The sequence below is a fragment of the Acinetobacter sp. ANC 4470 genome (assembly GCF_002135335.1).
GTDB lineage: Bacteria > Pseudomonadota > Gammaproteobacteria > Pseudomonadales > Moraxellaceae > Acinetobacter.
In genome coordinates this window covers 170,241-196,056 of the sequence record NZ_NEGC01000002.1, presented here as the reverse complement: position 1 = coordinate 196,056, position 25,816 = coordinate 170,241, and the positions used below count along the sequence as shown (strand labels likewise).

Here is a 25,816-nt window from a genome sequence, read left to right as displayed (position 1 = left end):
TCTATGACGTTATTTGGCATACGCTATTTTCGAAATCACAGATTGAGCACGTCTTGGCTACAATTTGGCCGACGTATGAATTCCTCATCTTCACTGACTGACATTCGCTTTTAAAAACAACAAAAAAGATAAACCATACGATCCATGCTTTCGTTACTATAAATATACTGGGGGAACCCTTATGGATGTGTTTGATCACAATAGGTCTAAGGTCAATTTGAATGTTTAATTCGAATAAAGTGGTGCTTTATGCAGCTTTACTGGGTAATTTAACCATTGCTTTGGTCAAATTTGTCGCTGCATATATCACCAATAGTTCTGCTATGCTGAGTGAAGCCATTCACTCTGTGGTGGATACGCTGAATGAAATTTTACTGCTTTACGGCATGAAAAAATCACAACAGCCTGCCAATGCGAAACATCCATTTGGTTATGGGCGTGAACTTTATTTTTGGGCCTTTATTGTTTCACTGATGGTCTTTACATTGGGTACAATTGTGTCGATTTATCAGGGCATACAGCAGGTGCGTCACCCTGAAGAAATGCTCAATCCAAACTTAAATTATATTGTTTTAGCGCTTGCGATTGTATGTGAAGGGTCATCGTGGCTGGTGGCGTTAAAAGTGTTTCGTCAGGTCAAAGGTCAACAAGGTTATTTTGAAGCTTTCCGTCGCAGTAAAGATCCCACCACTTTTACCGTATTATTTGAAGACACTGCGGCTTTATGTGGTCTGTTTATTGCCTTGATTGGGATTTATTTGGCGCATAAGTTAAATATTCCTGAGTTAGATGGTGTTGCCTCTATATTCATTGGTATTGTGATGGCTGTTTCTGCTATTTTATTGGCGCGAAAAACCAAAGACTTATTGCTAGGTGAAACTGCAGATCCACAATTACACAATAATATCTTATTGATCGCACAAGAAGACATTGCTGTTCTGTCTGCTAATGGTGTTTTGACTGAACAGATGGGTGCTCATCAAGTGCTTGCATCTTTAAGTTTAGAGTTTGAAGACGATTTGAAATCTGATGAAATTGAGGCATGCGTCAACAGAATTGAAGCGAAAATTAAACAGATTCATCCTGAAATTGTGGCATTGTTTATAAAACCACAAACGAAAAAGGTGTGGTTGGAACGTATGAAAGGACGTTTGGAATAGAAAACGTGATATATATGACACAACATTCAAAATATCCGATTTTGAATGTTAATGCCACACTAAGAAATTGAATGTACATGAAACAAAAAACCGAACAATTACACTTTCAACTGCCTACACAAGAATGTTGGTCACATACGTGGCGTCAACCTGCATTTCAATTTATTTATTCGAATCATTATGATGGTGAAAGATTTTTCAATGCATTACCGCGTCCAACAGGGCGTGGGCGAGTAGACTTGTTAAAATGGTTGTTAACCCGTAAGTCATCGACATGGAATGTCGACGTTGATAAAGAATATGCAGAATTTCATGCTGTTAAACGGGTGATTCCGCAAGATCGTCCACAGGCAAAGCTGGATGATTGGCAGGTGTGGTTTATCGGTCATGCGACGGTACTTTTACAAATCGGCCCGTATAACTTATTAACTGATCCTGTATGGTGTGAACATGTGGCCCCGAAGAAAAACAGAGGTCCAAAACGGGTTATTCCTGCGGGGATTGCTTTAGAGGAGTTGCCGACCATCCATGCGGTATTGCTTAGCCATAATCATTATGACCATATGGATTTAGCCAGCTTACAGTGGTTGCATGATAAATTTGCCATGCCAATTTATACAGGCTTAGGCAACTCATGGTATTTGCCAAAAAGTTTTTATGTATTAGAAATGGACTGGTGGCAATCTGCTTTATTACATGATTTAAAAATTGTCTACACACCTGCACAGCATGGTTCAGGTCGGGGTTTGCGTGATCAAAATCGTGCACTATGGGGTGGTTTTTCTGTTTTAGCAGGTAAAGATCATTGCTTTTTTGCAGGTGATACCGGTTATTCACCACATTTTAAAGAAATCCATAGTCGTTTGGGAGCACCGCGTATTTCGCTCTTGCCGATTGGTGCGTATGAGCCACGTGAGTTGATGCGTTATATGCATATGAATCCACCAGAAGCTTTTCAAGCGCATCAAGATTTACACTCGAAATGTTCATTGGCGATTCATTATCGAACCTTTCAATTGACTGATGAAAGTCGCGAACAACCTGAGTTAGATTTAAAAGTCGCCATGAAGAACAGCTCTAAATTGATGACCCCTTTTTACTGCGTGCGAGAAGGACGACGTTTGGTGGTTTGATCGTTTTAACGCTGACTATTTCTGAGCTTTAAAAGCTGAATCGCAACGATTGACAGAACTATCATGGCCATATTCATGACTACAGGATTAAATGCCGTGGTGAGTTGTAAGGGATCTGTGATCATAATCAGGAGTAATAATCCAATTAAGCCGAATATACTCAGCTGATGAAGAAATATTGCTCTTTGCCAAATAAGAAAGGCACAGCCAAACATCATTTCAAGTAGACCAGATAGAGCAACACATATTTTTGCCATATGTAATTCAAATCCCATCGTTTGCCAAATATCAATTTCAGCATTGGATTGAAATAAAACTTTCGGTATCAAACCCTGATATATCCAAAGAAGAGCAAGTGTAATTTGAATGAGTAGAAGCGGTTTTTCTAAGAATTGTTTATATGTCACGAAGCACGTGCTCCAAAAAATGGTGTTTATTATTGGCAGATGGAAGCAAGCAATGATCGGTTGTACCAAAAAGTTGATAGCGATTTAAGGCAACACGGTTATAGAGAAAATCACGGATAAAACGAGGTATCAGATAGCCGATGTTCATAAGAGAAAAGGGTAGTCCCAGATGTTGCATGACTTTTAATAGTGCAGATGATTCGGTATAAAGTTGTCCACCTTTAACCACGATCATGGTGGTGTAATATTCTGTCGACATTGCATAATGTTTTAAGATGTCTTCACCCAAAGGTGATTGAGCAGAAACCAATTTAAATTTTGAACTTTTATCGTATTTGATTAAGAATTTCGCCCAACCATTACAAATCACACAAATGGCATCAAATAAAATAATGTCATATTGTTGAATAATATCTGCAATTTTATATTCCATTTTTATACTTCTTTTTTGCTTTGTCTTGAATATAGCGTTTAAACGGATTAAAAAACCACCCGAAGGTGGTTTTTTAATTGGATTTAATTAAGAATTAAAGCCAGCCTGGATTATTTCGACCCGGATCAGTTGTACGCGCTGTTTGAGCATCTGCAACGGTCATACCTAAGGCTTTTGCCACACCTTCACCGTAAGCTGGATCACAAGCATAACAGTTACGGATATGTCGGTATTTGATGAAGTCTAAAGCATCACCCATCGCGTCTGCCGTGTTATTAAACAATGCCTGTTGTTGTTCAGGTTTCATTAAATTAAATAAAGCACGTGGTTGGCTAAAATAATCAGCATCATCGGCACGGAAATCCCAATGTGCTGCATCGCCTGAAATTTTTAAAGGGGGTTCTTTAAATTCAGCTTGCTCTTGCCACTGGCTAAAGCTATTCGGTTCGTAGTGAGGTAAACCATTATAGTTGTCATCGACACGACCTTGACCATCGCGGTGGTTGGAATGAACAGGGCAACGAGCGGCATTGACTGGAATTTGCTGATAGTTCACACCCAAACGGTAGCGCTGTGCATCGGCGTAGTTAAATAGACGAGCTTGCAACATTTTGTCAGGAGAAGCACTAATCCCTGGGACTAGATTGCTTGGTGCGAATGCTGATTGTTCTACATCTAAGAAGAAGTTTTCAGGATTTTTGTTGAGCTCAAACTCACCGACATCCATCATAGGATAATCAGCATGTGGCCAAACTTTAGTTAAATCAAATGGATGATAAGGTACTTTCTCAGCATCAGTTTCTGGCATGATTTGAATTTGGAGTTTCCATTTCGGGAAATCACCTTTTTCAATAGAGTTGAACAAGTCACGCTGATTACTTTCACGATCTGCTGCAACAACAGCTTCTGCCTCTGCATTGGTTAAGTTTTCAATGCCTTGTTGGGTGCGGAAATGAAATTTCACCCAAAAACGTTCATTATTGGCATTAATAAAACTATAAGTATGGCTACCAAAACCGTGCATGTGACGATACGACTTTGGAATACCACGATCTGACATCACAATGGTCACTTGATGCAGTGATTCAGGTAATAGCGTCCAGAAATCCCAGTTGTTGGTTGCACTACGTAAATTGGTTTTGGGGTCACGTTTGACTGCTTTGTTTAAGTCTGGAAATTTACGTGGATCACGCATAAAGAACACAGGGGTATTGTTACCTACCAAGTCCCAGTTACCTTCTTCGGTATAGAATTTTAAGGCAAAACCACGAATGTCACGTTCAGCATCGGCAGCACCACGTTCACCTGCAACTGTGGTGAAACGGGCAAACATTTTGGTTTTTTTACCCATTTGAGAGAAAATTTTGGCGCGAGTATATTGGCTAATATCATGCGTTACGGTAAATGTACCAAAAGCACCTGAACCTTTGGCATGCATACGGCGCTCAGGAATGACTTCGCGGACGAAGTTTGCCAATTTTTCATTGAGCCATAAATCTTGAGCAAGTAGAGGACCACGTGCACCTGCCGTTAAACTATTTTGGTTGTCTGTTACTGGAGCACCAAAAGCAGTTGTCAGGTGGGAAACGGGGCATTTTTTAGGGTCTTGACTCATTATATTTCTCCATTATAGGCCATGTTTGAACTCAAGGCGTAGCATGCTTCTATGCATAACATGTCTTTTAAAACATGACATTAACCGTTTTGTTAATTCAATTTAAATCATACTTATTACAACCAAATGGCTGTTTTTATTGCTCTGTGATTTTACAAAAATAACAGTCGAATCATCGACAAGCTACATAGATTAAAGTCACTTAATCTGTCTAAACAGTAAATGTAGAATGCAGTAAATACAAATGGATTAATCTATTCTTCATAACAGAAATATTCGATTAAACAATGCCTTGAATTCCTTGTTATTTAATCGGAAATAGCAGTGTGATTGAACTTGGCAATAAAAACGTGAGTTGCGAGTAAAATATCTTGTGTTAAATCATGCCAATTATTGAAACAACTATTTACAAGAAGGGTCTGAGAAATGAACCCATAACTGATGCGATGCAGATTTAATGCCATGCGTTGGCGTTGTTTTATTTCAGCAATAAAGGGCGTTAGGATTTCATTCCACAGTTCAAGCATTAATTCATAATGCTTTTGATATGCATCCTGACTAGAAACTTGTCGTTCAAGCTGGAAAATTTGTCGCCAAATCATCTGTTGTTGTTGAATTTGTTCAATCTGGAAATGAATAATTTGGCTTAAATAGGTTGTAATATCGTCAGTTGTGGATAACTTGAGCAGGCTTTGTGCATAACTTTTGAGTGCCGAAGCATTAGATTTAACCTGCTGATGAATGGTTAGCGCGATCAAATCCTCTTTTTTACTGAAATATTCATAAAAAGTGCCAAGTCCTACACCCGCAATATCAGTAATTTCACGAATGGTAATACTATCGCTCGATTGTTGTTGTAAAAGCCGAACAAAACTTTCAATTAAAGCTTCTTGAGTGAATTTGGCACGTGACTGCCGTGGTTTCCTGCGGGCTTGAACTGCGGTAATTTTCATGAAAGAAAGCCGAACATCCTGTCTATATTTTTTCTCTATACTGAAGTGAAAGTGGGAAAAGAACAAGCTAGGAGAATAATGTGAATACATGGATGACCCATCAAATATCGAATCAGTTTGATGAACTTCAAAACTACAATCTTTTTGCAACGGATCAAGTTTTACAGGAAATATTGATACGTTATGGCAGTCAAGATCGAACGACTTTGGCTGAATTTGGGCAGCATGTGGGTTCAAGTGAATATTATCAATATGCCGATTTAGCCAATACGCACACGCCTATTTTGCATGCTTTTGATGCACGTGGTCGCCGTCTAGATACTTTGGAGTTTCATCCTGCATGGCATAAATGGATGGGTTTAAATCGAAAATATGCGGTGCATGCTTATCCTTTTCATCATCCAACATCTGCTTCTAAATGGGTCGATTGGGCGGCACGATTTTATTTAACTGGACAAATCGAATGTGGCAATTTGTGTCCCCATGCCATGACACTGGGCAGTATTGCTTTAATTCAAAGAGAAACGGCGTTATGGGAAAAAATAGGAACAAAGCTTTTATCGACAGAATATGATGAACGTGATATTCCAATTGCGCAGAAAAAATCGATTTGGCTGGGCATGGGCATGACCGAAAAACAGGGCGGCTCAGATGTCCGTGCCAATGAAACCGTTGCGCTGCCTATAGGTGAAACTGGTCGTGGACAAGCCTATTTGCTGACAGGACATAAATGGTTTTTTTCTGCGCCCATGTCGGATGCACATTTGGTGGTGGCCAAAACGGAACAAGATGGCTTGGCGTGTTTTTATGTGCCACGTTGGTTAGAGGATGGTTCGAAGAACAATATTCATATTCAACGCCTTAAAGACAAAGTGGGGAACCGTAGTAATTCCAGTTCCGAAGTTGAATTTCACGATGCTTGGGGCATCATGATTGGTGAGGCGGGACGTGGAATTCCCACCATCATTGAAATGGCAAATTACACTCGTTTGACGTGTTCCGTGGGCAGTACAGCGATGCTCAGACAAGCATTGGTGCAATGTATTGCTTATACTCGTCAGCGCAAAGCTTTTGGTAAACATTTAGCGCAACAGCCTTTGATGCAAGCGGTACTGGCAGATTTAGCATTAGAAACAGAAGCCGCAATGCAGTTGAGTTTCCATTTGGCACATTGTTATGAGGCAGATGATGATTTATCTCAAGCATGGAAACGTATCATGACACCTGCAGCCAAATTTTGGATTTGCAAACGTAATGTAGAGCTTAGTGGGGAGACGATGGAAGTTTTTGGCGGCAATGGTTATGTCGACAACGGCATCATGGCGCGTATTTTTAAAGAAGCCCCAGTGAATACGATTTGGGAAGGCTCAGGCAATGTGATGTGTTTGGATGTACTCCGTGCGATTGGGCGTGATCCTGAATCGCTAGAAGTCTTGTTTAAAGATCTAGCCTCGACAGCCATGCAGGATCAAACATTGAAAGATGAATTGCAATCGCTGTTGAAATTGCTCCAGCAATCACCTGAAGACTTACAGTTTATGGCACGCAGTCTGGTCAGTCGGTTAGTGATTTTGGCACAGGCCGTTCTATTGAAACAATACGCACCAGACTTTGTCTCAACTGCTTTTATTCAGTCACGTTATAACGCATTTCACGGGCGTGTGGTGGGTATGTTGAATCCTCAAGATGTGAATGTGGAACGGTTGTTAATGCGAGCTTTTGCGGCTTGATTTGATGATGGACTATAGCTTGAAAAAGTTAAAATAGCACCATCAAGGTATACTTAGTTAGAAAAAGCCCAAAGCTTTAAATTCGGTTTTTTTATCACCTTTTAATCAATCATTGAACGGTGAGCAAAGTGATTTTTGTATCGCTTATATGATGTGAATGGTCGAATTTTTTTGAATAGGCTATGCTTGCTGTTGAATAATATCGGTAATTTTTATGACAAATAGCAGCCTTACAGTTTTACCCACGTTTATTATAGGGGCAGGCATAGCGGGACTTTCTTGTGCTCGAAAACTACAAGATGCTGGAGAAAATGTCGTTCTTTTAGAGGCTAGATATCGTATCGGTGGGCGTGTTCAATCGATAAAAAATGGTTTAAGTACTTATGATTTGGGGGCGTCATGGATACATGGGATTGAAAATAATCCTATTTGGGATATTGTGCAAAAGAGTGGCATAACGACAACGGTTTTTAATTATGATGAGTCAAATTTTTATCATAAAAATGGGCAAATATTTACATCTACAGAAAAACAAGAGTTTGAGTGCTATATAGAAAAAATAAACCATTTACTTTCCCAAACCAAGATTAATGCTGCACTTGAGGCAGTTCATGAAATTATCGGTTCGTTAACGTACTCTGGAACGATATTTTTAGAACAAGACTTAAAAGAATTACTGCTCAGTTTCTTTGAAAGACTGGCAAATGATCCATTTGCTACAGATCTTTCACAGCTTTCAGCACATTATCAGCAGTATGAAGGTTATTTTGACGGTGATGAAGTGATATTTCCTGATGGATATTACCAAGTTATAGCGAATATTTCTGAAAATTTAGATATTAAAACAGGGATTGAAATTCGTAAAATAGCTCTAAAAAATAATCATGTGGAACTCATGGATCAACACAATGTGACTTATTTAGGGTCACGTGTGATTGTTGCAGTACCATTAGGTGTATTAAAAAATAAAATGGAATTTGTTCCATCACTACCTGCTGAATATATTGATGCTATTCAAAAAATTGGTTTTGGTTCTTTTAATAAAGTTTTTCTTGAGTTTGCAGAGCCGTTACCTTTCCGAGCTAACAATTCCTTAGACAGTATTAGTGATTTTTATTGGTTTAATGGACATTGGTTTAATATCTTAGACTTGTCTGGAATTTATCATAAGCCTATTTACCTCATGCTATTTGGTGGAAAACAGTCAGTATTTATAGACCACGCGCCTGACAATAAAGTATGGGATTTTATTTTTAGTAGTCTCAATGCAAACTTTCCAAAAATACCAACGCAACCCAAAAACCTAACGATTACACGTTGGGGTATAGATCCTTATAGCTATGGTTCTTTTAGTTTTCCGACGTTCGAGCATCAAGAAAATCGGGTTGAAATATTAAATCAAGCTATTGAAAACCGCCTTTTCTTTATTGGTGAACATTGTAGTTCAAAATATGCAGGTACTGTCCATGGCGCTTATTTAAATGGCTGTGAAACAAGTCAAAAAATTATTAAACTCAAATTAAATTTAGAGTGATTTTGGGCTAAATCGCCTCATTTCCTGTTCATTTAGGATGATGCGTATTATGCTTAAGTAAGTACTCGCAAGTTTTAAATAGAGAGTTCTGTTTCTTTAAAAAACAAGATTGCTTGTAAAATGTACAAAAAAGCGTATCATCGCTTTGCCACAGATCATGTGGCAAAGTACAAAAACTTCTTAGCCAAATAGGTGAATGAAATGGCGAAACAAAAGAAAAAGCTAGAAATAGTGATTCATAATTTTGTAGCAAAACACATGCATGAAGTAAACCAAAGCCAAGTGTTTGTAGATCGAAAGAAAAATACAAAACGTGGTTATAGCAAACATAAGCAAGGGCGATATTCTGATGATTATCGCCCTTTTAGTTTGTGTGCTTTTAGTTTGATTTAAATCGTGAATTAAGCACCCACAATGCGGGTTGCAGATTTCACCATATCACCCAGACCATGGGTCTTAAAATAATATTCCATCCAACTTTTAATGATTAATGGGTTATCCATTTTTAATACATGTTCGAGTTGAGCCAGTGCATCCGTCATTGGAACATGGCAAATCGCTTTACGTACCCGTAAAATATTGCTTGAACTCATCGAAAGGGTATTGAATCCCATTGCCATTAATAAGATAGCAGCCAAAGGATCCCCCGCCATTTCGCCACAAATACTGATTGGTTTATTGTACTTGTGACATTCTTTGACCAAACGTGTTAAAGCACGCAGTACTGCTGGGTGAAAGTGTGAATAAACATTGGCGACACGTGGATTGTTACGGTCAACCGCAAGTAAATATTGCGTTAAGTCATTTGAGCCGACCGAGAAAAAATCAACCAATTCAGAAAATTCTTCAATTTGTAAAAGCACACTGGGTACTTCGACCATAATTCCTATTTTAGGTTTGGTGATTTTGACTTGTTCTTCTTCTTGAACGGCCATCCAATCGCGCTCAAGTAAATACAAAGCCTCTTCAACTTCACTAACACTGGTGATCATCGGCAATAAAATATGCAAATTATTTAGACCAATGCTAGCCTTAAGCATGGCACGAATTTGCGATGAGAAAATTTCAGGATGATCCAGTGTAAATCGAATCCCACGCCAACCGAGTGCCGAATTTTCTTCTTCAATTGAGAAATAAGGCAGATCTTTATCCGCGCCAATATCGAGGGTGCGCATCACCACAGGTTTATTGGCAAAGTGGCTGAGCTGTTGACGATAAATCGCCCGTTGTTCTTCTTCGCCAGGGAAGCGATCACGCAGCATAAATGGAATTTCAGAGCGATATAAACCTACGCCTTTCGCACCGCGTTGTACGCCTCGAACCACATCAATCATCAGGCCTGTATTGACGTAAAGTTTGACGGTAACGCCATCGGGGGTAATGGAATCCTTGGTTTCATATTGCTTTAAATCTTTGGCAATCTGTTCTTCTTCTTTTTGAATTTCTTTATAACGGGTTCGCAAGCGACGTGGTGGATTAATAAAGATCCGACCTTGATGTGCATCGACAATCATCTCGACATCATCAAGTGTATTAATTGGCAGTTCTGTCACACCAACCACGGTTGGAATACCGAGTGCACGTGCCACAATCACCATATGTGAATTCATGGCACCTTCAGTGGTGACAATTGCAGCAATTTTATCAACAGGCAATTCAACTAAAGCGGCGGTAGATATTTCCTCACCAATCAGAATACTTTCATCGGTCAGTTCGCGGTGGCTGGCATCTGCTTCTTGCAAGAACGCTAAAATACGACGACCCAAATCTTTCAGATCCGAGACACGTTCACGTAAATAGTCATCTTCCATCTGTGCGAACAGGGCAATATGGGTATCAATCACAATACGAACCGCCCCTTGTGCCCAATTACCATCGCGAACTTCAGCTTTAATTTCAGCAGGCAGTGCATTTGCATCTAACATGCGTAAGAACACACTAAACAAGGCACGTTCTTCTGCCATTAAGGCATCTTGCATTTTGTCGTCAAGTGATTGAATTTCTAGACGTACTGAATCAATTGCACGATCAAGCAGCTCAAGTTCTTCACTAATGTCATCTGCTTCACGGTCAGGAACTGAGGCTAAATCGGCAGGTGGATATAAAATGACAGCACGACCTAAAGCAATTCCGCCAGAACCTGAAATCCCTTGGAAGGTTTTATATGCAGGTAGGCTATTGGGTTTACGAAACACATCAATATTGCCGACCGCATGTGCATGGGCAATCACCCCTGAAAGCTGTGCACATAATGTTACGAGAAAAGATTCTGCCGCTTCACTAAAGTCGTGGGATTCTTTATTTTGAACGACTAAAACACCCATCACCTTACGACGGTACATAACGGGTACACCAAGAAAAGAGTTATAAATCTCTTCACCTGTTTCAGGTAGATATAAAAAGCGTTCATGTTTGGGTGCATTGTCTAAATTGACAATTTCTTCACGTTGTCCAACCAATCCCACTAAGCCTTCACCCGTATGCAGTGAAACGTGCCCGACAGCCTCAGGGTTTAAACCTTTAGAGGCCATGAGTAAATAGCGTTGATTACGTTCATCTAACAAGTAAATGGAGCAGACATCGACATGCATGGCTTCTGCCACTTGGTTAACCATAATGTCGAGGGATTCATGCAAACTGGTGGACGCATTGATCTCTTGTACAATACGTCGTAAGGTGTCCAGTTGCATATTCGACATAAAATCTGCTCCAAAAAAAAGTCTAAATCTATTTTATTTATAACAACATGTTGCTAAAAAATCTGCATTTTCATACGATTTTTTATGTTTATATTGATGGTAACTGATTGCACAGCTCCACCATCGCTTTTCGGTATACATCGCGTTTAAAATTCACGACTTGTCCTAATGGATACCAATAACTTACCCATTGCCATTGGTCAAACTCTGGTGGGTCAGACAAATTCAGCCGAATATTTTTTGCTGAAGCTGTCAGTTTAAGTAAAAACCACTTTTGTTTTTGACCAATACACACGGGGTCTGAATCCGAGCGTATATACCGTTGAGGCAAACGATACCGTAGCCAACCTTTTGTTTGCGCTACAATTTGAACATGTTCGGGCAAAAGGCCAATTTCTTCTCTCAGTTCACGATAAAGTGCCTGTTCAGGGGTTTCTCCATATTGGATACCTCCTTGTGGAAATTGCCAAGCATTGTGTCCAATGCGTTTTGCCCATAAAACTTGTCCAATGTCGTTTGCCAAAATGATCCCGACATTCGGTCGGAAACCTTCTGAGTCGATCATTTGGCTACCTAAATCTGCTTTTAATGTGTGGCTTTACTTTCGGGGATTGTTATTTCTACATCCATCTCGAAAAAAAGCACAGCTTAAATGTTAAAAATTGCTATGATCTTAACGAATTTCTATCGACTAGCGGAGATAGATTTACAAATTTTTTCTTAAATTTCAGTTTTTACGAGTATTTTCATGAAATTGGCTTTATTTGACCTCGATCACACCTTGCTAAACACCGATTCAGATTATTCATGGGGTGAATTTTTAGTGCATGAAGGTTTGGTCGATCCAATTCGACATCGTCAAATGAATGACCAGTTTTATGAAGACTATAAAGCGGGTCAACTGGATCCAATTGCGTATAACGAATTTGTATTTGAGTTTTTAACTCAACATGACCATGAATATTTGACTGACTTACATGAATTATTCATGCAAAAAGTGATTCGTCCACAAATGCGTCCCGAGGGTTTTGCGGCCATTGAAAAACACCGCGATGCTGGACATGAATTGGTGGGCATCACAGCAACATCTGACTTTATTACGACACCGATTTTTCATGAGTTTGGCATTACTGAAACGATTGCCACCAATGCAGAAGTTATCGATGGGCAATATACCGGTAAAGTCATTAATATTGCCTGTTACCAAAAAGGCAAATTGGCACGTTTAGAGCAATGGCTACAAGGCAGAAATGTTGAGGAATCATGGGCATATTCAGATTCAATCAATGACCGTTTTCTGTTGGACTATGCCGATCATGCTATTGCGGTCAATCCTGATGATCGCTTGGTTGTGCTGGCGAAAGAACAAGGCTGGGATATTCAAGATTGGTCAATATGATTGATGAATAGCATTTTTAAAATGATATTGAAAAGACAGTGCTTTTAAGGAATGTCAGTCAGTTAAGAAGTTCACTGAAATTTTCTTTTAAAATTCTAGATGTTATATGATTCACGGAAACATCATTCGTAACTTGAGCAATAAATAAAGTACGGCTTTATTTTGCAGCGCAAGGAACAAACGAGCTCCAAGCATTTGACTTAAAATATATGACTCCATCATGAATAGCGAATGTTAAGGAGTTGATTGCTAAAATCCTTAACTGATTAGTATTAGCACTTTTAAGTGTTGTTTTAAGTGCTGTCTTTTTATTTATGTGTATAAAATCCTTACATTTTTGCCCTTCATTTTTAAGATGAAGCTGTTATGTTATGCATAAGAATTAAAATGGATGGAGAAAGTAATGAGCGCTGTACGTCCAAGAATGACTCATTTATTTGAACAACTGGGCTTAGATGCCACTGAAGAAGCAATTGAGCTTTTTATTGCGACCCATCAATTGAATGCGCATACCAAAATTACTGAAGCGGATTATTGGTCAGATGCACAGCACCAGTTTTTAGCTGAAAAATTAAAGTCCGATGGTGAATGGGCGATTGTAGTTGATCAGCTCAATGAATCTTTACATGAAGAGTCAACCAATCGTTAAGGTATGTTGAATATGGGCGGGATTGAAAGAGATAAAACTTTCCTCTCCCGCTAGGGTTTAGCCCTTTATTTTCATCATTTCAATTAACTCTAAAACAGCCTTAGATTGACTGCGTCCAGGATGCCAAACCATACCCAATTGACGATTCATTTCAAAATTAATATCCAGTTGTTGTAAATCTTGATTGATTAAGGTCTTTGGCAAGACCGACCAACCGAGACCAATGGAAGCTAACATTCGAATCGATTCAAGCGGGTTATTGCTCATACTGATTTTAGGTTTTAAACCACGTTTTTCAAATTCAGCCAAAGTGATTTGACTGGTATAAGTTTGTGCAGCAGGTAATAAACTTGGATATCGGATCAGATCTTCAAGTTGTAAATTTTTTTGATTGGCTAAGGGATGAAATGATGCTGCGACAAAAACCAAAGGATCATCCCAAATGGTCACATAGCTAAGACGAGCATCGCCTTGGGGCGGTAATGTCAAAAATGCCAATTCTAAGTCGCCAGCAAGCACTTTTTCATGCGCTTGTTCGGAATCAACAAAATGCACATCTAAAGTCACCTCTGGAAATGTCTGAACATAATTTCGTAGATGAGTGGGTAAATGATGTAAACCAATATGATGGCTCGTGCCTATTTTAAGCTTACCTTGAACTTGCCCTTGTTCATGGCTCAAAGTATGGTGGATATCCCCCAGTTCATTGAGCCAGTTTCTTACTTTAGGTAATAGTGAGTTGGCGGCATGAGTGGCTTGAACCCCGCGACCCGCAGATTCAAACAGTTTTACCCCAAAATATTCTTCTAAACTATGAATTCGTTTAGTGACTGCTGGTTGGGTAATAAACAACAGATCGGCAGCCATAGAAATAGAACCTGTTTCCATAACTTTAACAAAAGCTTCAAAAGCAGCAAGATTCATACTGGTAGTCTGGTTATGAAATATCTCAATAAGTATAAAATATTTTTATACTAAAAGTGAATGCCAGAATAAAAATCAATGCTAAAAAATGTATGCAGATGTGAGTGTGAGTGGTAGAAATAAACAGCACTCTATATGAATGAACTAATTTGTTGAAAGGAGCTAGCTTGAACCCACAATATTTTCAATATATTAGGCAGTAATATCCTGATTCTTTTGCAAGGTTGAGGCATCTTTTTCCCAAACTTTTTCATGAAAGAAAAATGCAATCGCTTGGATGGTCGGTTCAAGTAAGCTCAGGGTTAATGCCATCCAGATACTGCCTGTGACAAAATAGCCAACCAACAGCGCAATAGCGATGTGCATGATGTAATAACTACAGGTTTTTTTTAAAGTTTTCTGGTTGTAAGTAACAAATTTTTGAATATGTGCCATAGGGGTATTTCTCAAGCTTTGTCTTCGGGATATGATTAAAGGATAATCAGTCTTCTTTGATTTGTAAAAACGAACATTTTGTATATTTAAATCGGTTTTTTGGATTGTAAATCAGTTAATCTAAAAAAGTATCAGCTATTGATACGTTATTAAAGGATCTAAGTTATGCACATTAAACATATAAAATACCTGCTTGATTTGTTCGAGGAAGCCGTGGAAAAACGTACTGCGGTTTATGAGCTTGCAGATGATGAAAATGATGAAAATCGAGCCGCGGCTGAATGTAGCGCAGCGAAAGCTGAATTAATTAAGGCGATTGAGGAACTACTGGAGAGTAAAGCAGGCCCATCTACATAACACGCTGTTCTTAACCAGCGACATGCTGGTAAAGAGATAGGTGAAAAATATCTAGTAAGAAATATTGTCAGTATGCATGGTTTCGATCTGCTTAAAACTAATTCCAAAAAGTTTTCAAACTAATAAAAATGATAAATTAGATTTATGTAAATACGTGGTTATAATCGAAGTTAATAAAAGCATTACCCAGTTCTATGGAGCACGTCGACATGGCAGGCAATACCCAAAAAGCAAAGACTTTGTATGACAAATTGTGGGATGACCATTTAGTAAAACAACGAGACGATGGTTCAGCCTTACTTTATATCGACCGTCATTTATTACATGAAGTCACTTCGCCGCAAGCTTTTGAGGGTTTACAGCTTGCAGGTCGTAAACCTTGGCGTTTAAGTGCCAATGTTGCGACTCCTGACCATAATGTACCAACTTCAAAAGCTGAACGTGATCAAGGGATTGCAGGTATTGAGGATGAAACTTCACGCATCCAAGTGCAAACGTTAGATGACAACTGTGAAGCTTTTAATATTGTTGAATTTAAGATCAATGATATTCGTCAAGGCATTGCCCATGTGGTTGGACCTGAACAAGGCTTAACTTTGCCGGGCATGACGGTAGTCTGTGGCGACTCACACACTGCAACACATGGTGCATTTGGTTGTTTGGCACATGGTATTGGTACATCTGAAGTTGAACATGTTTTGGCAACGCAGTGCTTAGTGCAAAAGAAAATGAAAAACATGTTGATTCGTGTTGACGGCACATTGGGTCAAGGCGTGACTTCAAAAGACGTGGTTTTAGCGATTATCGGTAAAATTGGAACTGCGGGCGGTACAGGTCATGCGATTGAATTCGGTGGTCAAGTGTTCCGTGATATGTCGATTGAAGGTCGGATGACCGTATGTAACATGGCCATCGAAGCAGGTGCTCGTGTTGGTATGGTGGCTGTCGATGACAAAACTATTGAATATGTGCAAGGTCGCAACTACGCACCGAAAGGCGAACAATGGGATGCTGCGGTTGAATATTGGAATACCTTACATTCTGATGAGGACGCGCATTTCGATACCGTTGTGGTGTTACAAGGTGAAGAGATTGAGCCACAAGTGTCTTGGGGAACATCGCCTGAGATGGTAATTGCTGTTTCTCAAGCGGTACCGACTTTAGAACAAGCCAAAGATGAGGTACAACGCAACGGCTGGACGCGTGCTTATCAATATATGGGTTTAAATGCTGGTCAAGCTTTGGCAGATATTCAATTAGACCGTGTATTTATTGGTTCATGTACCAATTCGCGTATTGAAGATATTCGTGCTGCGGCTGAAGTGATTCAAGGACGTAAAGTTGCCAGTTCAATTAAACAGGCGATGGTGGTTCCGGGTTCAGGCTTAGTCAAGCAACAAGCAGAAGCAGAAGGTTTAGATAAAATCTTCGTTGAAGCAGGCTTTGAATGGCGTGAGCCAGGGTGTTCAATGTGTTTAGCCATGAATGCGGATAAATTACAACCGGGTGAACACTGTGCATCGACCTCGAATCGTAATTTTGAAGGTCGTCAGGGCAATGGCGGTCGTACTCATTTGGTGAGTCCAGCCATGGCAGCAGCAGCAGCGATTGCAGGTCATTTCGTTGATGTTCGTTCATTCTAATTGGGACTAGGAGCAAATTATGAAAGCTTATACCGTTGAACAAGGTATTGTTGCACCCTTAGACCGTGCCAATGTCGATACAGATTTAATCATTCCAAAACAGTTTTTGAAGTCCATCAAACGCACCGGTTTTGGGGATAACTTATTTGATGAATTACGATATTTAGATGAAGGTTATCCGGGTCAAGACAATTCAATTCGTCCAAAAAATCCTGAATTTGTCTTGAACCAATCACGTTATCAAGCTGCATCAATCTTGATTACACGTGCCAACTTTGGCTGTGGTTCAAGTCGTGAACATGCACCTTGGGCTTTAGAAGAGTATGGCTTTCGTACTGTGATTGCACCAAGCTATGCCGATATTTTCTTTAATAACTGTTTTAAAAATGGCATGTTGCCAGTCATTTTGTCGGAAGAAATTGTTGATCAACTTTTTAAAGAAAGTGCCGCAACAGAAGGCTACCAGTTAACCGTTGATTTGGAAGCCCAAGAAGTACGCACACCAAGTAGTGAAGCCTTTAAATTTGAAGTGGATCCATTTCGTAAACACTGCTTATTAAATGGTTTTGATGATATTGGTTTAACTCTTCAAGTTGCAGATGATATCCGTGCATTTGAAGAAAAAACCAAGCAATCACGCCCTTGGGTATTTCAAGAAATTCGCGGTTAATTATCTGAAATTTCAGACATAGTAGTATCGGAGCTTAACTCTTGTTAATATCGAATCTATAAAAATATCTCGTTGGTTTTAATTGGTGAGGTTGGGCTCGAATAATGACAAAAGTTTACGGTCAGCTTGCTATGCTGGGGCTTATGCTTGCATTTTTAAGTGCATGTCAAAGCATTGATAAAATACGTATTAATAATGTGAAAGAAACAGAGTCGACAAAATCAAATGCGTTAATTTTTTGTGCTGGAACAGAACAATGTGAGTTTGAGCGTTTCGATCAAATGCCGATTGTGGATGCTCAAAGTCATCGCGTGAGTCGTGAAGCGATTGAGCAGAAGATTGTTCGTTTACAAACAAAATTGTTGGCAGAACCAAATTCTTTGTTTTTGTCCGTGCCAGCAGGGCAGCATGAGTTGGTGATTCGCTTTTATCCGATATCGAAAGATCGTGCTGAAACGCTACATGTATTTCACAAATTTAATGCTCAAAAACACTATACCTTTAAGATGTATCGGGACCGAACGAGACATCAAGGAAGTTTGTTGAATGTTTCTGCACCCGATCCACTCTGTGTAGAACTTCAGCAAGACCAGAAAACCATTCGACGTTTCTGCAAATCTTATAATGCCCTAAATGGCTTAGGTGAATTTGTAGAACAAAAAATTTAATATCACATCAGTCCAATGACTGACTTTGAAAATGGAAAACCTCATGTCAAAACATATTTTGATTTTAGCTGGTGATGGCATCGGTCCTGAAATTGTTAAAGCCGCAGAGCAAGTACTCACACGAGTAAATGAAAAATTCAATTTAGGTTTGACTTGGGAACAGGGTTTATTGGGTGGTGCAGCGATTGATGTTCATGGTGCGCCATATCCTGAACAAACAGCTGAACAAGCAAAAAAAGCAGATGCCATTTTACTCGGTGCTGTCGGTGGACCAAAATGGGATAGCATTGAGCGCTCAATTCGTCCAGAACGTGGTTTATTAAAAATTCGTAGTGAACTCAACCTTTTCGCTAACTTACGCCCAGCGATTCTTTACCCACAATTGGCAGATGCTTCAAGCTTAAAACCAGAAATTGTCTCTGGTCTAGATATTTTGATTGTACGTGAATTGACGGGTGGTATTTACTTTGGTCAACCACGTGGTATTCGTGTGTTAGAAAACGGTGAAAAACAAGGTTATAACACTGACGTTTATTCAGAATCTGAAATCAAGCGTATTGCTAAAGTGGCGTTTGAATTGGCAGGTCTTCGTGGTGGTAAAGTTTGTTCGGTGGACAAAGCCAATGTTCTAGAAGTGACCGAACTTTGGAAACAAACAGTCACTGCAATGAAAGAAGCAGAATATCCAAATATCAACTTGTCACATATGTATGTGGATAATGCTGCAATGCAATTGGTGCGTGCACCGAAACAGTTTGATGTGATTGTAACTTCTAACTTGTTTGGTGACATCTTATCTGATGAAGCTGCAATGTTAACAGGTTCAATTGGCATGTTGCCGTCTGCGTCTTTGGATGAAAATGGTAAAGGCATGTATGAACCTTGTCATGGCTCTGCACCAGACATTGCAGGTCAAAATATTGCAAATCCACTGGCAACGATTCTTTCTGTTGCAATGATGCTACGTTACACATTCCGTGAAGAAGCTGCTGCACAAGCCATTGAAGATGCTGTAGGCAATGTACTAGATCAAGGCTTACGTACCGCAGATATTATGTCTGAAGGTATGGGCAAAGTCGGTACTGCTGAAATGGGTCAAGCGGTGGTTGTTGCATTGAACTAAGTTTGTTTACTACAGATTTGCAATAAAAAATGCAGCCAAAGAGCTGCATTTTTCATGTTTAGTTTGCCAAAAGTGCATAAAGAGAGTGTTTTTAACAGGTGCGTCCTGACATTTGTACCGCTTTGGCAATATTTTGTTCCAAGAGAAAGCTAATACGGCAGTTCAAATTGACATCATAGCTTTGTGCAGCCGTGCTTGGGATGGGAACAGCTGTTCCTGCACCGATGCCCATGGCTGGATTTTGCGCCATAGGTACCGGTATGCTGATGGATCGAGCTGCAATATAGGTTAAGGTATTTGCCTTTAATATAGGTGGGCTGACTTGCTGGTAACCTATGCTGTTTAAATCAAGTTGGCTACGGATTTGATCACTGGATTGACCAATAAATTGCTGCAAATAGGCTTCCCGCTGCATGGCATTCATCGTTGGGGAAGATGTACAGCCATATAGCATGCAATAGGCGGCAAAGAGTCCAACCGAAAGTATAAATTTCATAAGCTGTTCTCACACCAAATAAAACTAGTTTAGACAGATCTGCTGAATCATATTGTTGTGATTCGATATACGGTCTTTACTTCAATAAAATAGGCTTAAAATGCTAAATGGTAGTTTACATGGTCATGAATGCATTATTTATACGTATCAACGGTATCTGTTTGATAAAAAAGAGGATCTCTAAATCAGATCAATGATAGGGGAATTCTTATAGATGTTTTTGATTGATGTGTCATTTTCGACAGGATTAGAGTTTTTAATATCCTGTCGAAGGCATTTCGCATAGACTATTTACGAAAATTATTTTTATAAAAGATAAAAAGGGTAAAGGAGTAAAGATGAAAAAAATCATTTTGATGCTGAGCGGCATCTTATTGTCTGGTGTTGCATTTGCAGATAACTGTGAAAATGCACGCAATACCTATGATGATGTCTATTGCACCAACAAATTATATGCCAGTGCAGATGCAGAATTAAATAAAAATTATCAGGCTTTGCGCGGAAAGCTATCAGATAAACAAAAAAATATTCTGAAGAAATCTCAGCTGGTGTGGATTCGCGAACGCGATGCACAATGTACCACGGACACAGGGATTGACGTGGAATGTCGTTTAAGTACCACTCAAGAGCGTAATAATTGGCTCAGAGAGCGGCTACGTGAATGCAGCACGATTGGCTGTAAAACCAATACATTGGACTGATTTTCGGGTTCAATGCTATAAAAAAAGCCACTTTAAAGTGGCTTTTGCTTGCGCTAAAACTTAGCGTGCACGATAAGTAATACGACCCTTGGTCAAATCATAAGGAGTCATTTCTACTTTAACACTGTCGCCAGTTAAAATACGAATATAGTGTTTGCGCATTTTACCAGAGATGTGTGCAATAACTTCGTGACCGTTTTCTAAACGTACACGGAACATAGTATTAGGAAGCGTTTCGGTGACAACGCCTTCGAACTCGATGAGTTCCTCTTTATTGGCCATAGCCTACCTGATGATCAAATTGGGAAGGCGCAAATTATAGTCAATTTTTTTGCATAAAACAAGGCGGAATGGGGCGTTGCCCGATCATCTGTCAGTTAAATAAGCGAACCATACATTTAAATATTTTCTACAAAAAACAGCATTGTTATGTTGTCAGTTTGGTCAATCGCAGTTAATCTAAAATTAATCTTTTAAAGTATAAATGAAGAACATACAAGGAAGGTCTTGGCGTGGGTCAGCTAACTGATGCATCGGTTATTTTACGATTAGGTTACCAAGCGATTCGTCGTTCGGGTTTACCAACTGAAGAAATTTTAACAAAAGCTGGTGTTGCCTTAAATCAGGTTGAAACCAATGATCGTACTCCGCTCAGTGCTCAATATGCGTTTTGGGTGGCAGCAGAAGAGGTGAGTAAAGATCCTGATATTGGTTTGCACCTAGGTGAACACTTACCTTTATATCGTGGGCAGGTGATTGAACATCTATTTATTTCAAGTGAAAACTTTGGCGAAGGACTAAAACGTGCATTGGCTTATCAACGGCTGATCAGTGACGCATTTCATGCCAAGCTGGTGATTGAAGATGGTCGCTGTTATCTAACCAACGGTGAACAGGGTGCATGGGTTAATAATTTAGTTAATCGTCATTTTTCTGAATGTGCGATGTCTGGTGTATTACGCTTCTTTAAATTTATTACTGAAGGTCGATTTAATCTGATCTACATCGATTTTAATTTTAGTGAAGGGGCTGATGATGATGAATACTTTAGAGTATATGAGTGTCCTGTCAGTTTAGGGCAAAAAGAAACCCGACTGTATTTTGACCCAGCCATTTTAGAGTACCAGTTATGGCAGGCAGAACCTGAGCTATTACAGTTACATGAGCAATTGGCTATTGAAAAGCTACAAGAGCTTGCCCGTTATGATTTGGTTGGTGAAGTCCGCCGTGCAATTGGTTCGACCTTAGAAAGTGGTGAAACGACCTTGGAAACGGTCGCAACACATTTAAACATTACGCCACGTCGTTTACGCACGCAGCTGAGTGAGGCGAATACCAGTTTTCAGCAAATTCTTTCGGATTATCGTTGTCGTTTGGCGAAAAAATTATTGGCCAATACCGCTGAAAGTGTGGAGCGGATTGTATATTTAACGGGTTTTTCAGAACCGAGTACTTTCTATCGTGCGTTTAAGCGTTGGACCAATGAAACGCCGGTGGAATATCGAAAGCGTAAACAGCGTTAACTTTATTTATCTTTTCATCCTCCCTTAAAAAGGGAGGTTGGGAGTAATGCTGATCAGTTAAGGGGTTTTACAATTAACTCCTTAGTTCTTTAGTTATTCACGATAGAGTCTTATCCTTTTAAATCAAATGTTTGGGAATTGTTTTGTTCATTGCAGAACAGTTTTTCTCATTCGCCAAAATGAGAAGCCTCAAAATATATTTTAAGCTCGTAAGAAAAGCATCTTACGGTGCAGTACGCCTCACCACAAAACTCGTCAAATACCTTTTATGGGTCAATTAATTGCAGAAACCTTACCTTTTCAAAGTAGTTTTGCTTCGAACAGTTGCATTTCCACGTATCGAATAACACTAAAATTTAAAAAAGACGATGCCAATCAATTTCTTAATTGACTGGCATTAGAGTTTGGGAGGGATTTCTTATTCAGGCATATTTAACCAGTGTGGCCCTAAAGGTACTTTAGGTAAATCAAACTGTTCAGGGTAGTGTGCTTGAATAAAATATAAGCCATCGGGTGGGGCGGTAATCCCTGCCGCTTGACGGCTTTCAGCGGCAAAAATTGTGTCAATATGGTCAATTTCATACTTACCTTGTCCTACTTCAAGCAAGCATCCTACGATGTTCCTCACCATATGATGCAAAAAACCATCGGCTTGAATATCGAGCACTAAATAACAGCCATGACGAATTAAACGACAGTGGTTGACATGACGTACCGGTTGCTTGGATTGACAAGAGCTGGCACGAAAGCTTTCAAAATTATGAGTTCCTTCAAATTTTTTCGCAGCTTCAATCATTTTATCCACATCAAGCGGGTAATAGGCATGAGTGACTTGTTGATAAAGTAGTGCAGGCCGGCTAGCTGAATTGTAGATGACATAACGGTAACGTCGTGATTGCGCTTTAAAGCGAGCATGGAAGTCTGGATCCACCTCTTTAATCCATTGGATGGCAATGTCTTTAGGCAAAGTACTATTTGCGCCCATGAGCCAACCCTGTAATGGACGAATGGCAGAGCTATCAAAATGTGCAACCATATTGGTGGCATGTACGCCTGCATCGGTTCGTCCAGCGCCATGAACAATAATTGGTTCATTTGCAATTTTACTGAGCACAGTTTCAATGGTTTCTTGCACACTGCGGATACCCGCTTGCTGGGTTTGCCAACCTTTATATTGCACACCACAAAATTCAATACCGACTGCAAAACGCTGCATATTTACCTCAAATTACGCTATTCATGCCAATGTATTTGCCATTGGTCTACAGCGTCATATTGTAAATACATTTTCAGTGCTTTTGCATAAAGATCTGCATGACCTAAGCAATCACTGATGATGATATTGGCATGTTGTGTCCATTCACTGATGGCATAGCGTTGGTCAATCGTGCCAAAAGGTACTTGAGTGGTAAGAATAATGGCACAACCTTGCGTTTGAATAGTCTGAAGTGCAGAGATGAATTCTGCATTTGTGGCTAAATTTCCTGTACCAAAGCCTTGTAAAATTAGTGCATGAGGGGCATGTTGTTGTACATTTTTTAAGTTCGCGATGTGCTGTTCGATGGTGAGCGGTTGCAGCATTAAACTCAGACAGTTAAATGCTGCTGCTTTTTCAATATCATGTTCATGCACGATATAGCTGGGCTGAGCCATTGCTAGATTCACTTGAGCATTGAGACCTGCGAAAGCAGCTAATTCAGTTGTATGTTGTTTGAGTGCAGTTTGCGCATGAATAAGTTGATGATGGAAGGCTAAATAGACGCCAGTTGGCGTGGTGGCTACCGCATCCAGAGCAAAATTAAGGTTATCCATGGCATCGGTAAATTCGCGGGTATGTGTACCCGAAACATTTAATAATGGATATTGGCTTCCAGTCAGTACCACATGGGCGGATTGACCGATAAAGCGTGCCAGTGTTGCGCTGGCATAGCTTAGAGTGTCTGTGCCGTGAATCACGACAAAGTGTTGATAATGTTTAAGTTGTAAGCTTTGAATCATCTGAATGAGTTTAAGCCAGTCCGTTGCAGTACAGGCGCTACTGTCTTGGATGACAGGTGCAACAAAACATTCTATATCCAGATGTAACGGAAGAATGCGTTGTAGTTGAGGGATAAAATGTTCAGCAGGCATTGGGCTCAGTGGCTCACCAATACAGCCAAATGTTCCACCCATATAGATTAAGGCTATTTTTTTCATAATAAAAAAGCAGTCAATGATGACTGCTTTATAGTAGATCGAAATAACTTAAGATGCTATTTGATTGCGTAACTGATTGGCTTGTTGGTTTTGTTCAGTTGTATAGTTCGCTTCATGCTCTGTTAATAATTCACTTGCAGCTTGGAAAGCGCCTAATTGAATATATTGCTCTGCAAGTTCTAAATTCAGGCTGATTTCATTCACATCAACCAGTTCAGGGAAAGATTGCACCAATGGATCATTTCGGTCTACTTGAGATGCAGATGAACTTACACTTGAGGCTTCCGCTGGCGCTGTTTCTACAGCCAGTAGCTCGTTTGAAATGCTAGCTCCTAAATTGAATTCTAAATCTAAACTGGATTTAGTTTTTTCAGTGACAATTTTTGCTTCAACAGCTGCAACGGCTTCTGTATGAGAGAAATTAAAATCAAATTCAGGTTTTTCTTCAACTGCTGGCTCAAACGGAATAGCAGCTTCAGTGGGTTGAGCAGACTGTTCTGCTGCTGGCGTATCTAGACTAAAAGAGAAATCTAAAGGTTGGATTTCATCTACTACAGGTATTGGTTTTGGCGTAATTTTAGCCGTGGTGTCTAAAGATAAGGTACTGAAGTCTAAAGGTTTAATTTCTTCAATTGTTGAGGTGGGCGCTTCGATTTTTGCTGCTGCAATAGGCGCCTGATCAAGAGAAAAGGTATTAAAATCTAAAGGTTTTATTTCTTCAACCACATCTTTTGGAGTTGAATGTGTTTCTTGTTGTAATAAGTCGAAAGATGCCTCATTTGCTGTTACAGATGGCGTAGCAGAATTATTATTCATTAGCGCATCGAAATCAGCCGTATTTTTTTGTTCTACGAGTGTTGGCACTGACGATTCAGTTTTGAAATCAATCGTGTCTCTAGAGCCTGCTGCTTCTTTGTCATGAGCTGCTTTTTTAGCAAGCGCTTGATCTAAAAATTCATCCAGTTCTAATGAGCGTAGATGATTAAGGAGTTGGCTAATTGCAAACTCATCTTTTTGTAAAATGTGAATGTCTAACAATAATAAATACAGCTCATGCTGTGAGTTGTCTTTATTTAATGCTTGATTAATCTGTGCTTCAGCAGAAAAAAAGTTGCGTTCGCTAATCAATGCGCCAATTTTATTACGCACATCATCAGATAAAGAAGTGGTTTTTTTCTTTTCAACCACAGGATCTGACACAATTTGAGTTTTCTGAGGTGTCTTTTTGGCTGCGCTGACTTTTTTAGCTTTCGCTTTCGCTGTTGAAGTTTGTTCCGCTTGTTTATTGGTTTCACGCTTTTTTAGGACAACTGCGATCACTAATAATAATATAAACGGAATCACATAAATCAGCATGTTGTTACCCCT

General features: G+C 39.6%; 27 protein-coding genes. 14 read left to right on the top strand and 13 right to left on the bottom strand.

The genetic code is table 11. From position 1 onward, the window contains the following. Positions 1-221 precede the first annotated feature (221 nt). Together B9T25_RS04085 and B9T25_RS04080 are read left to right on the top strand one after the other, a co-directional pair. Positions 222-1,160, top strand: coding sequence for a cation diffusion facilitator family transporter (locus B9T25_RS04085; RefSeq protein ID WP_086187211.1), 939 nt, complete (start codon positions 222-224; stop codon positions 1,158-1,160). A gap of 77 nt (positions 1,161-1,237) precedes the next feature. Further along, positions 1,238-2,293 carry an MBL fold metallo-hydrolase gene (locus B9T25_RS04080; RefSeq protein WP_086187210.1) on the top strand — a complete coding sequence of 352 codons (1,056 nt, stop codon included), beginning with the start codon at positions 1,238-1,240 and terminating at the stop codon, positions 2,291-2,293. A gap of 5 nt (positions 2,294-2,298) precedes the next feature. Here B9T25_RS04080 and B9T25_RS04075 read toward each other — a convergent pair whose 3' ends face one another. From B9T25_RS04075 to B9T25_RS04060, 4 genes are all read right to left on the bottom strand, one after another. After that, positions 2,299-2,700 (bottom strand): DoxX-like family protein, encoded by a 402-nt coding sequence (locus tag B9T25_RS04075; protein ID WP_086187209.1) that lies wholly within the window; start codon positions 2,698-2,700, stop codon positions 2,299-2,301. Next, positions 2,690-3,133: a thiol-disulfide oxidoreductase DCC family protein gene (locus B9T25_RS04070; RefSeq protein ID WP_086187208.1), complete on the bottom strand. Its 444-nt coding sequence runs from the start codon at positions 3,131-3,133 to the stop codon at positions 2,690-2,692. The genes B9T25_RS04075 and B9T25_RS04070 overlap by 11 nt, the downstream gene beginning before the upstream one ends. Before the next feature lie 94 nt (positions 3,134-3,227). Continuing rightward, entirely contained in the window at positions 3,228-4,748 is a 1,521-nt protein-coding gene (locus tag B9T25_RS04065) for a catalase (RefSeq protein ID WP_086187207.1), read from the bottom strand. Positions 4,749-5,056: 308 nt separating this feature from the next. After that, positions 5,057-5,701: a TetR/AcrR family transcriptional regulator gene (locus B9T25_RS04060; protein ID WP_086187206.1), complete on the bottom strand. Its 645-nt coding sequence runs from the start codon at positions 5,699-5,701 to the stop codon at positions 5,057-5,059. Between the two features lie 80 nt (positions 5,702-5,781). On the opposite strand from B9T25_RS04060, the gene B9T25_RS04055 reads away from it, so the two are divergent. The 3 genes from B9T25_RS04055 to B9T25_RS04045 all read left to right on the top strand — a co-directional run bounded on the left by B9T25_RS04055 (position 5,782) and on the right by B9T25_RS04045 (position 9,358). Next, positions 5,782-7,431 (top strand): acyl-CoA dehydrogenase family protein, encoded by a 1,650-nt coding sequence (locus B9T25_RS04055; RefSeq protein ID WP_086187205.1) that lies wholly within the window; start codon positions 5,782-5,784, stop codon positions 7,429-7,431. Between the two features lie 214 nt (positions 7,432-7,645). Beyond that, positions 7,646-8,965 carry a flavin monoamine oxidase family protein gene (locus tag B9T25_RS04050; RefSeq protein WP_086187204.1) on the top strand — a complete coding sequence of 440 codons (1,320 nt, stop codon included), beginning with the start codon at positions 7,646-7,648 and terminating at the stop codon, positions 8,963-8,965. A gap of 201 nt (positions 8,966-9,166) precedes the next feature. Then, positions 9,167-9,358, top strand: coding sequence for a hypothetical protein (locus tag B9T25_RS04045; protein WP_086187203.1), 192 nt, complete (start codon positions 9,167-9,169; stop codon positions 9,356-9,358). A gap of 8 nt (positions 9,359-9,366) precedes the next feature. On the opposite strand, the gene ptsP is transcribed toward B9T25_RS04045, so the two are convergent. Further along, positions 9,367-11,664 (bottom strand): phosphoenolpyruvate--protein phosphotransferase, encoded by a 2,298-nt coding sequence (ptsP, locus tag B9T25_RS04040; RefSeq protein WP_086187202.1) that lies wholly within the window; start codon positions 11,662-11,664, stop codon positions 9,367-9,369. A gap of 88 nt (positions 11,665-11,752) precedes the next feature. Further along, positions 11,753-12,229 carry an RNA pyrophosphohydrolase gene (locus B9T25_RS04035; protein ID WP_086187201.1) on the bottom strand — a complete coding sequence of 159 codons (477 nt, stop codon included), beginning with the start codon at positions 12,227-12,229 and terminating at the stop codon, positions 11,753-11,755. Positions 12,230-12,412: 183 nt separating this feature from the next. Here B9T25_RS04035 and B9T25_RS04030 point away from each other — a divergent pair, with 183 nt between their 5' ends. Both B9T25_RS04030 and B9T25_RS04025 read left to right on the top strand, forming a co-directional pair. Then, positions 12,413-13,063 (top strand): HAD family hydrolase, encoded by a 651-nt coding sequence (locus B9T25_RS04030; RefSeq protein WP_086187200.1) that lies wholly within the window; start codon positions 12,413-12,415, stop codon positions 13,061-13,063. A 403-nt stretch (positions 13,064-13,466) separates the two neighbouring features. Continuing rightward, positions 13,467-13,712: a DUF2789 family protein gene (locus B9T25_RS04025; RefSeq protein ID WP_086187199.1), complete on the top strand. Its 246-nt coding sequence runs from the start codon at positions 13,467-13,469 to the stop codon at positions 13,710-13,712. A 57-nt stretch (positions 13,713-13,769) separates the two neighbouring features. Here B9T25_RS04025 and B9T25_RS04020 read toward each other — a convergent pair whose 3' ends face one another. Together B9T25_RS04020 and B9T25_RS04015 are read right to left on the bottom strand one after the other, a co-directional pair. Then, entirely contained in the window at positions 13,770-14,636 is an 867-nt protein-coding gene (locus B9T25_RS04020; protein ID WP_086187198.1) for a LysR family transcriptional regulator, read from the bottom strand. Between the two features lie 192 nt (positions 14,637-14,828). Next, positions 14,829-15,071 (bottom strand): DUF2061 domain-containing protein, encoded by a 243-nt coding sequence (locus tag B9T25_RS04015; RefSeq protein WP_086187197.1) that lies wholly within the window; start codon positions 15,069-15,071, stop codon positions 14,829-14,831. Positions 15,072-15,236: 165 nt separating this feature from the next. Between B9T25_RS04015 and B9T25_RS04010 the strand changes: the two genes are divergently transcribed. The 5 genes from B9T25_RS04010 to leuB all read left to right on the top strand — a co-directional run bounded on the left by B9T25_RS04010 (position 15,237) and on the right by leuB (position 19,532). Beyond that, on the top strand, positions 15,237-15,428 hold the full coding sequence (locus tag B9T25_RS04010) for a hypothetical protein (protein WP_086187196.1): 192 nt from the start codon (positions 15,237-15,239) through the stop codon (positions 15,426-15,428). A 209-nt stretch (positions 15,429-15,637) separates the two neighbouring features. Next, positions 15,638-17,071 (top strand): 3-isopropylmalate dehydratase large subunit, encoded by a 1,434-nt coding sequence (leuC, locus tag B9T25_RS04005; RefSeq protein WP_086187195.1) that lies wholly within the window; start codon positions 15,638-15,640, stop codon positions 17,069-17,071. A 19-nt stretch (positions 17,072-17,090) separates the two neighbouring features. Continuing rightward, on the top strand, positions 17,091-17,741 hold the full coding sequence (gene leuD, locus B9T25_RS04000; RefSeq protein ID WP_086187194.1) for a 3-isopropylmalate dehydratase small subunit: 651 nt from the start codon (positions 17,091-17,093) through the stop codon (positions 17,739-17,741). Positions 17,742-17,845: 104 nt separating this feature from the next. Beyond that, positions 17,846-18,409 (top strand): hypothetical protein, encoded by a 564-nt coding sequence (locus B9T25_RS03995; RefSeq protein ID WP_086187193.1) that lies wholly within the window; start codon positions 17,846-17,848, stop codon positions 18,407-18,409. Between the two features lie 43 nt (positions 18,410-18,452). Then, positions 18,453-19,532 carry a 3-isopropylmalate dehydrogenase gene (leuB, locus tag B9T25_RS03990; RefSeq protein ID WP_086187192.1) on the top strand — a complete coding sequence of 360 codons (1,080 nt, stop codon included), beginning with the start codon at positions 18,453-18,455 and terminating at the stop codon, positions 19,530-19,532. A 91-nt stretch (positions 19,533-19,623) separates the two neighbouring features. On the opposite strand, the gene B9T25_RS03985 is transcribed toward leuB, so the two are convergent. After that, a complete protein-coding gene (locus tag B9T25_RS03985) occupies positions 19,624-20,028 on the bottom strand; it encodes a hypothetical protein (RefSeq protein WP_086187191.1) in 405 nt (134 codons plus the stop codon). Positions 20,029-20,366: 338 nt separating this feature from the next. Here B9T25_RS03985 and B9T25_RS03980 point away from each other — a divergent pair, with 338 nt between their 5' ends. After that, on the top strand, positions 20,367-20,729 hold the full coding sequence (locus B9T25_RS03980) for a lysozyme inhibitor LprI family protein (protein WP_086187190.1): 363 nt from the start codon (positions 20,367-20,369) through the stop codon (positions 20,727-20,729). Between the two features lie 60 nt (positions 20,730-20,789). On the opposite strand, the gene infA is transcribed toward B9T25_RS03980, so the two are convergent. Beyond that, positions 20,790-21,011, bottom strand: coding sequence for a translation initiation factor IF-1 (gene infA, locus B9T25_RS03975; RefSeq protein ID WP_001284370.1), 222 nt, complete (start codon positions 21,009-21,011; stop codon positions 20,790-20,792). Positions 21,012-21,241: 230 nt separating this feature from the next. On the opposite strand from infA, the gene B9T25_RS03970 reads away from it, so the two are divergent. Next, positions 21,242-22,252: an AraC family transcriptional regulator gene (locus B9T25_RS03970; RefSeq protein ID WP_086187189.1), complete on the top strand. Its 1,011-nt coding sequence runs from the start codon at positions 21,242-21,244 to the stop codon at positions 22,250-22,252. A gap of 418 nt (positions 22,253-22,670) precedes the next feature. Here the strand turns inward: B9T25_RS03970 and truA are convergent, their stop codons facing one another. From truA to B9T25_RS03955, 3 genes are read right to left on the bottom strand one after another with little or no spacing between them, the layout of a single operon-like run. Further along, positions 22,671-23,468: a tRNA pseudouridine(38-40) synthase TruA gene (gene truA / locus B9T25_RS03965; protein ID WP_086187188.1), complete on the bottom strand. Its 798-nt coding sequence runs from the start codon at positions 23,466-23,468 to the stop codon at positions 22,671-22,673. A gap of 17 nt (positions 23,469-23,485) precedes the next feature. Next, the gene (locus tag B9T25_RS03960) at positions 23,486-24,448 is read right to left on the bottom strand and encodes an asparaginase (RefSeq protein ID WP_086187187.1); all 963 of its coding nucleotides are present in this window, start codon (positions 24,446-24,448) and stop codon (positions 23,486-23,488) included. Between the two features lie 48 nt (positions 24,449-24,496). Beyond that, positions 24,497-25,804 (bottom strand): hypothetical protein, encoded by a 1,308-nt coding sequence (locus B9T25_RS03955; protein ID WP_086187186.1) that lies wholly within the window; start codon positions 25,802-25,804, stop codon positions 24,497-24,499. Positions 25,805-25,816: the final 12 nt, after the last annotated feature.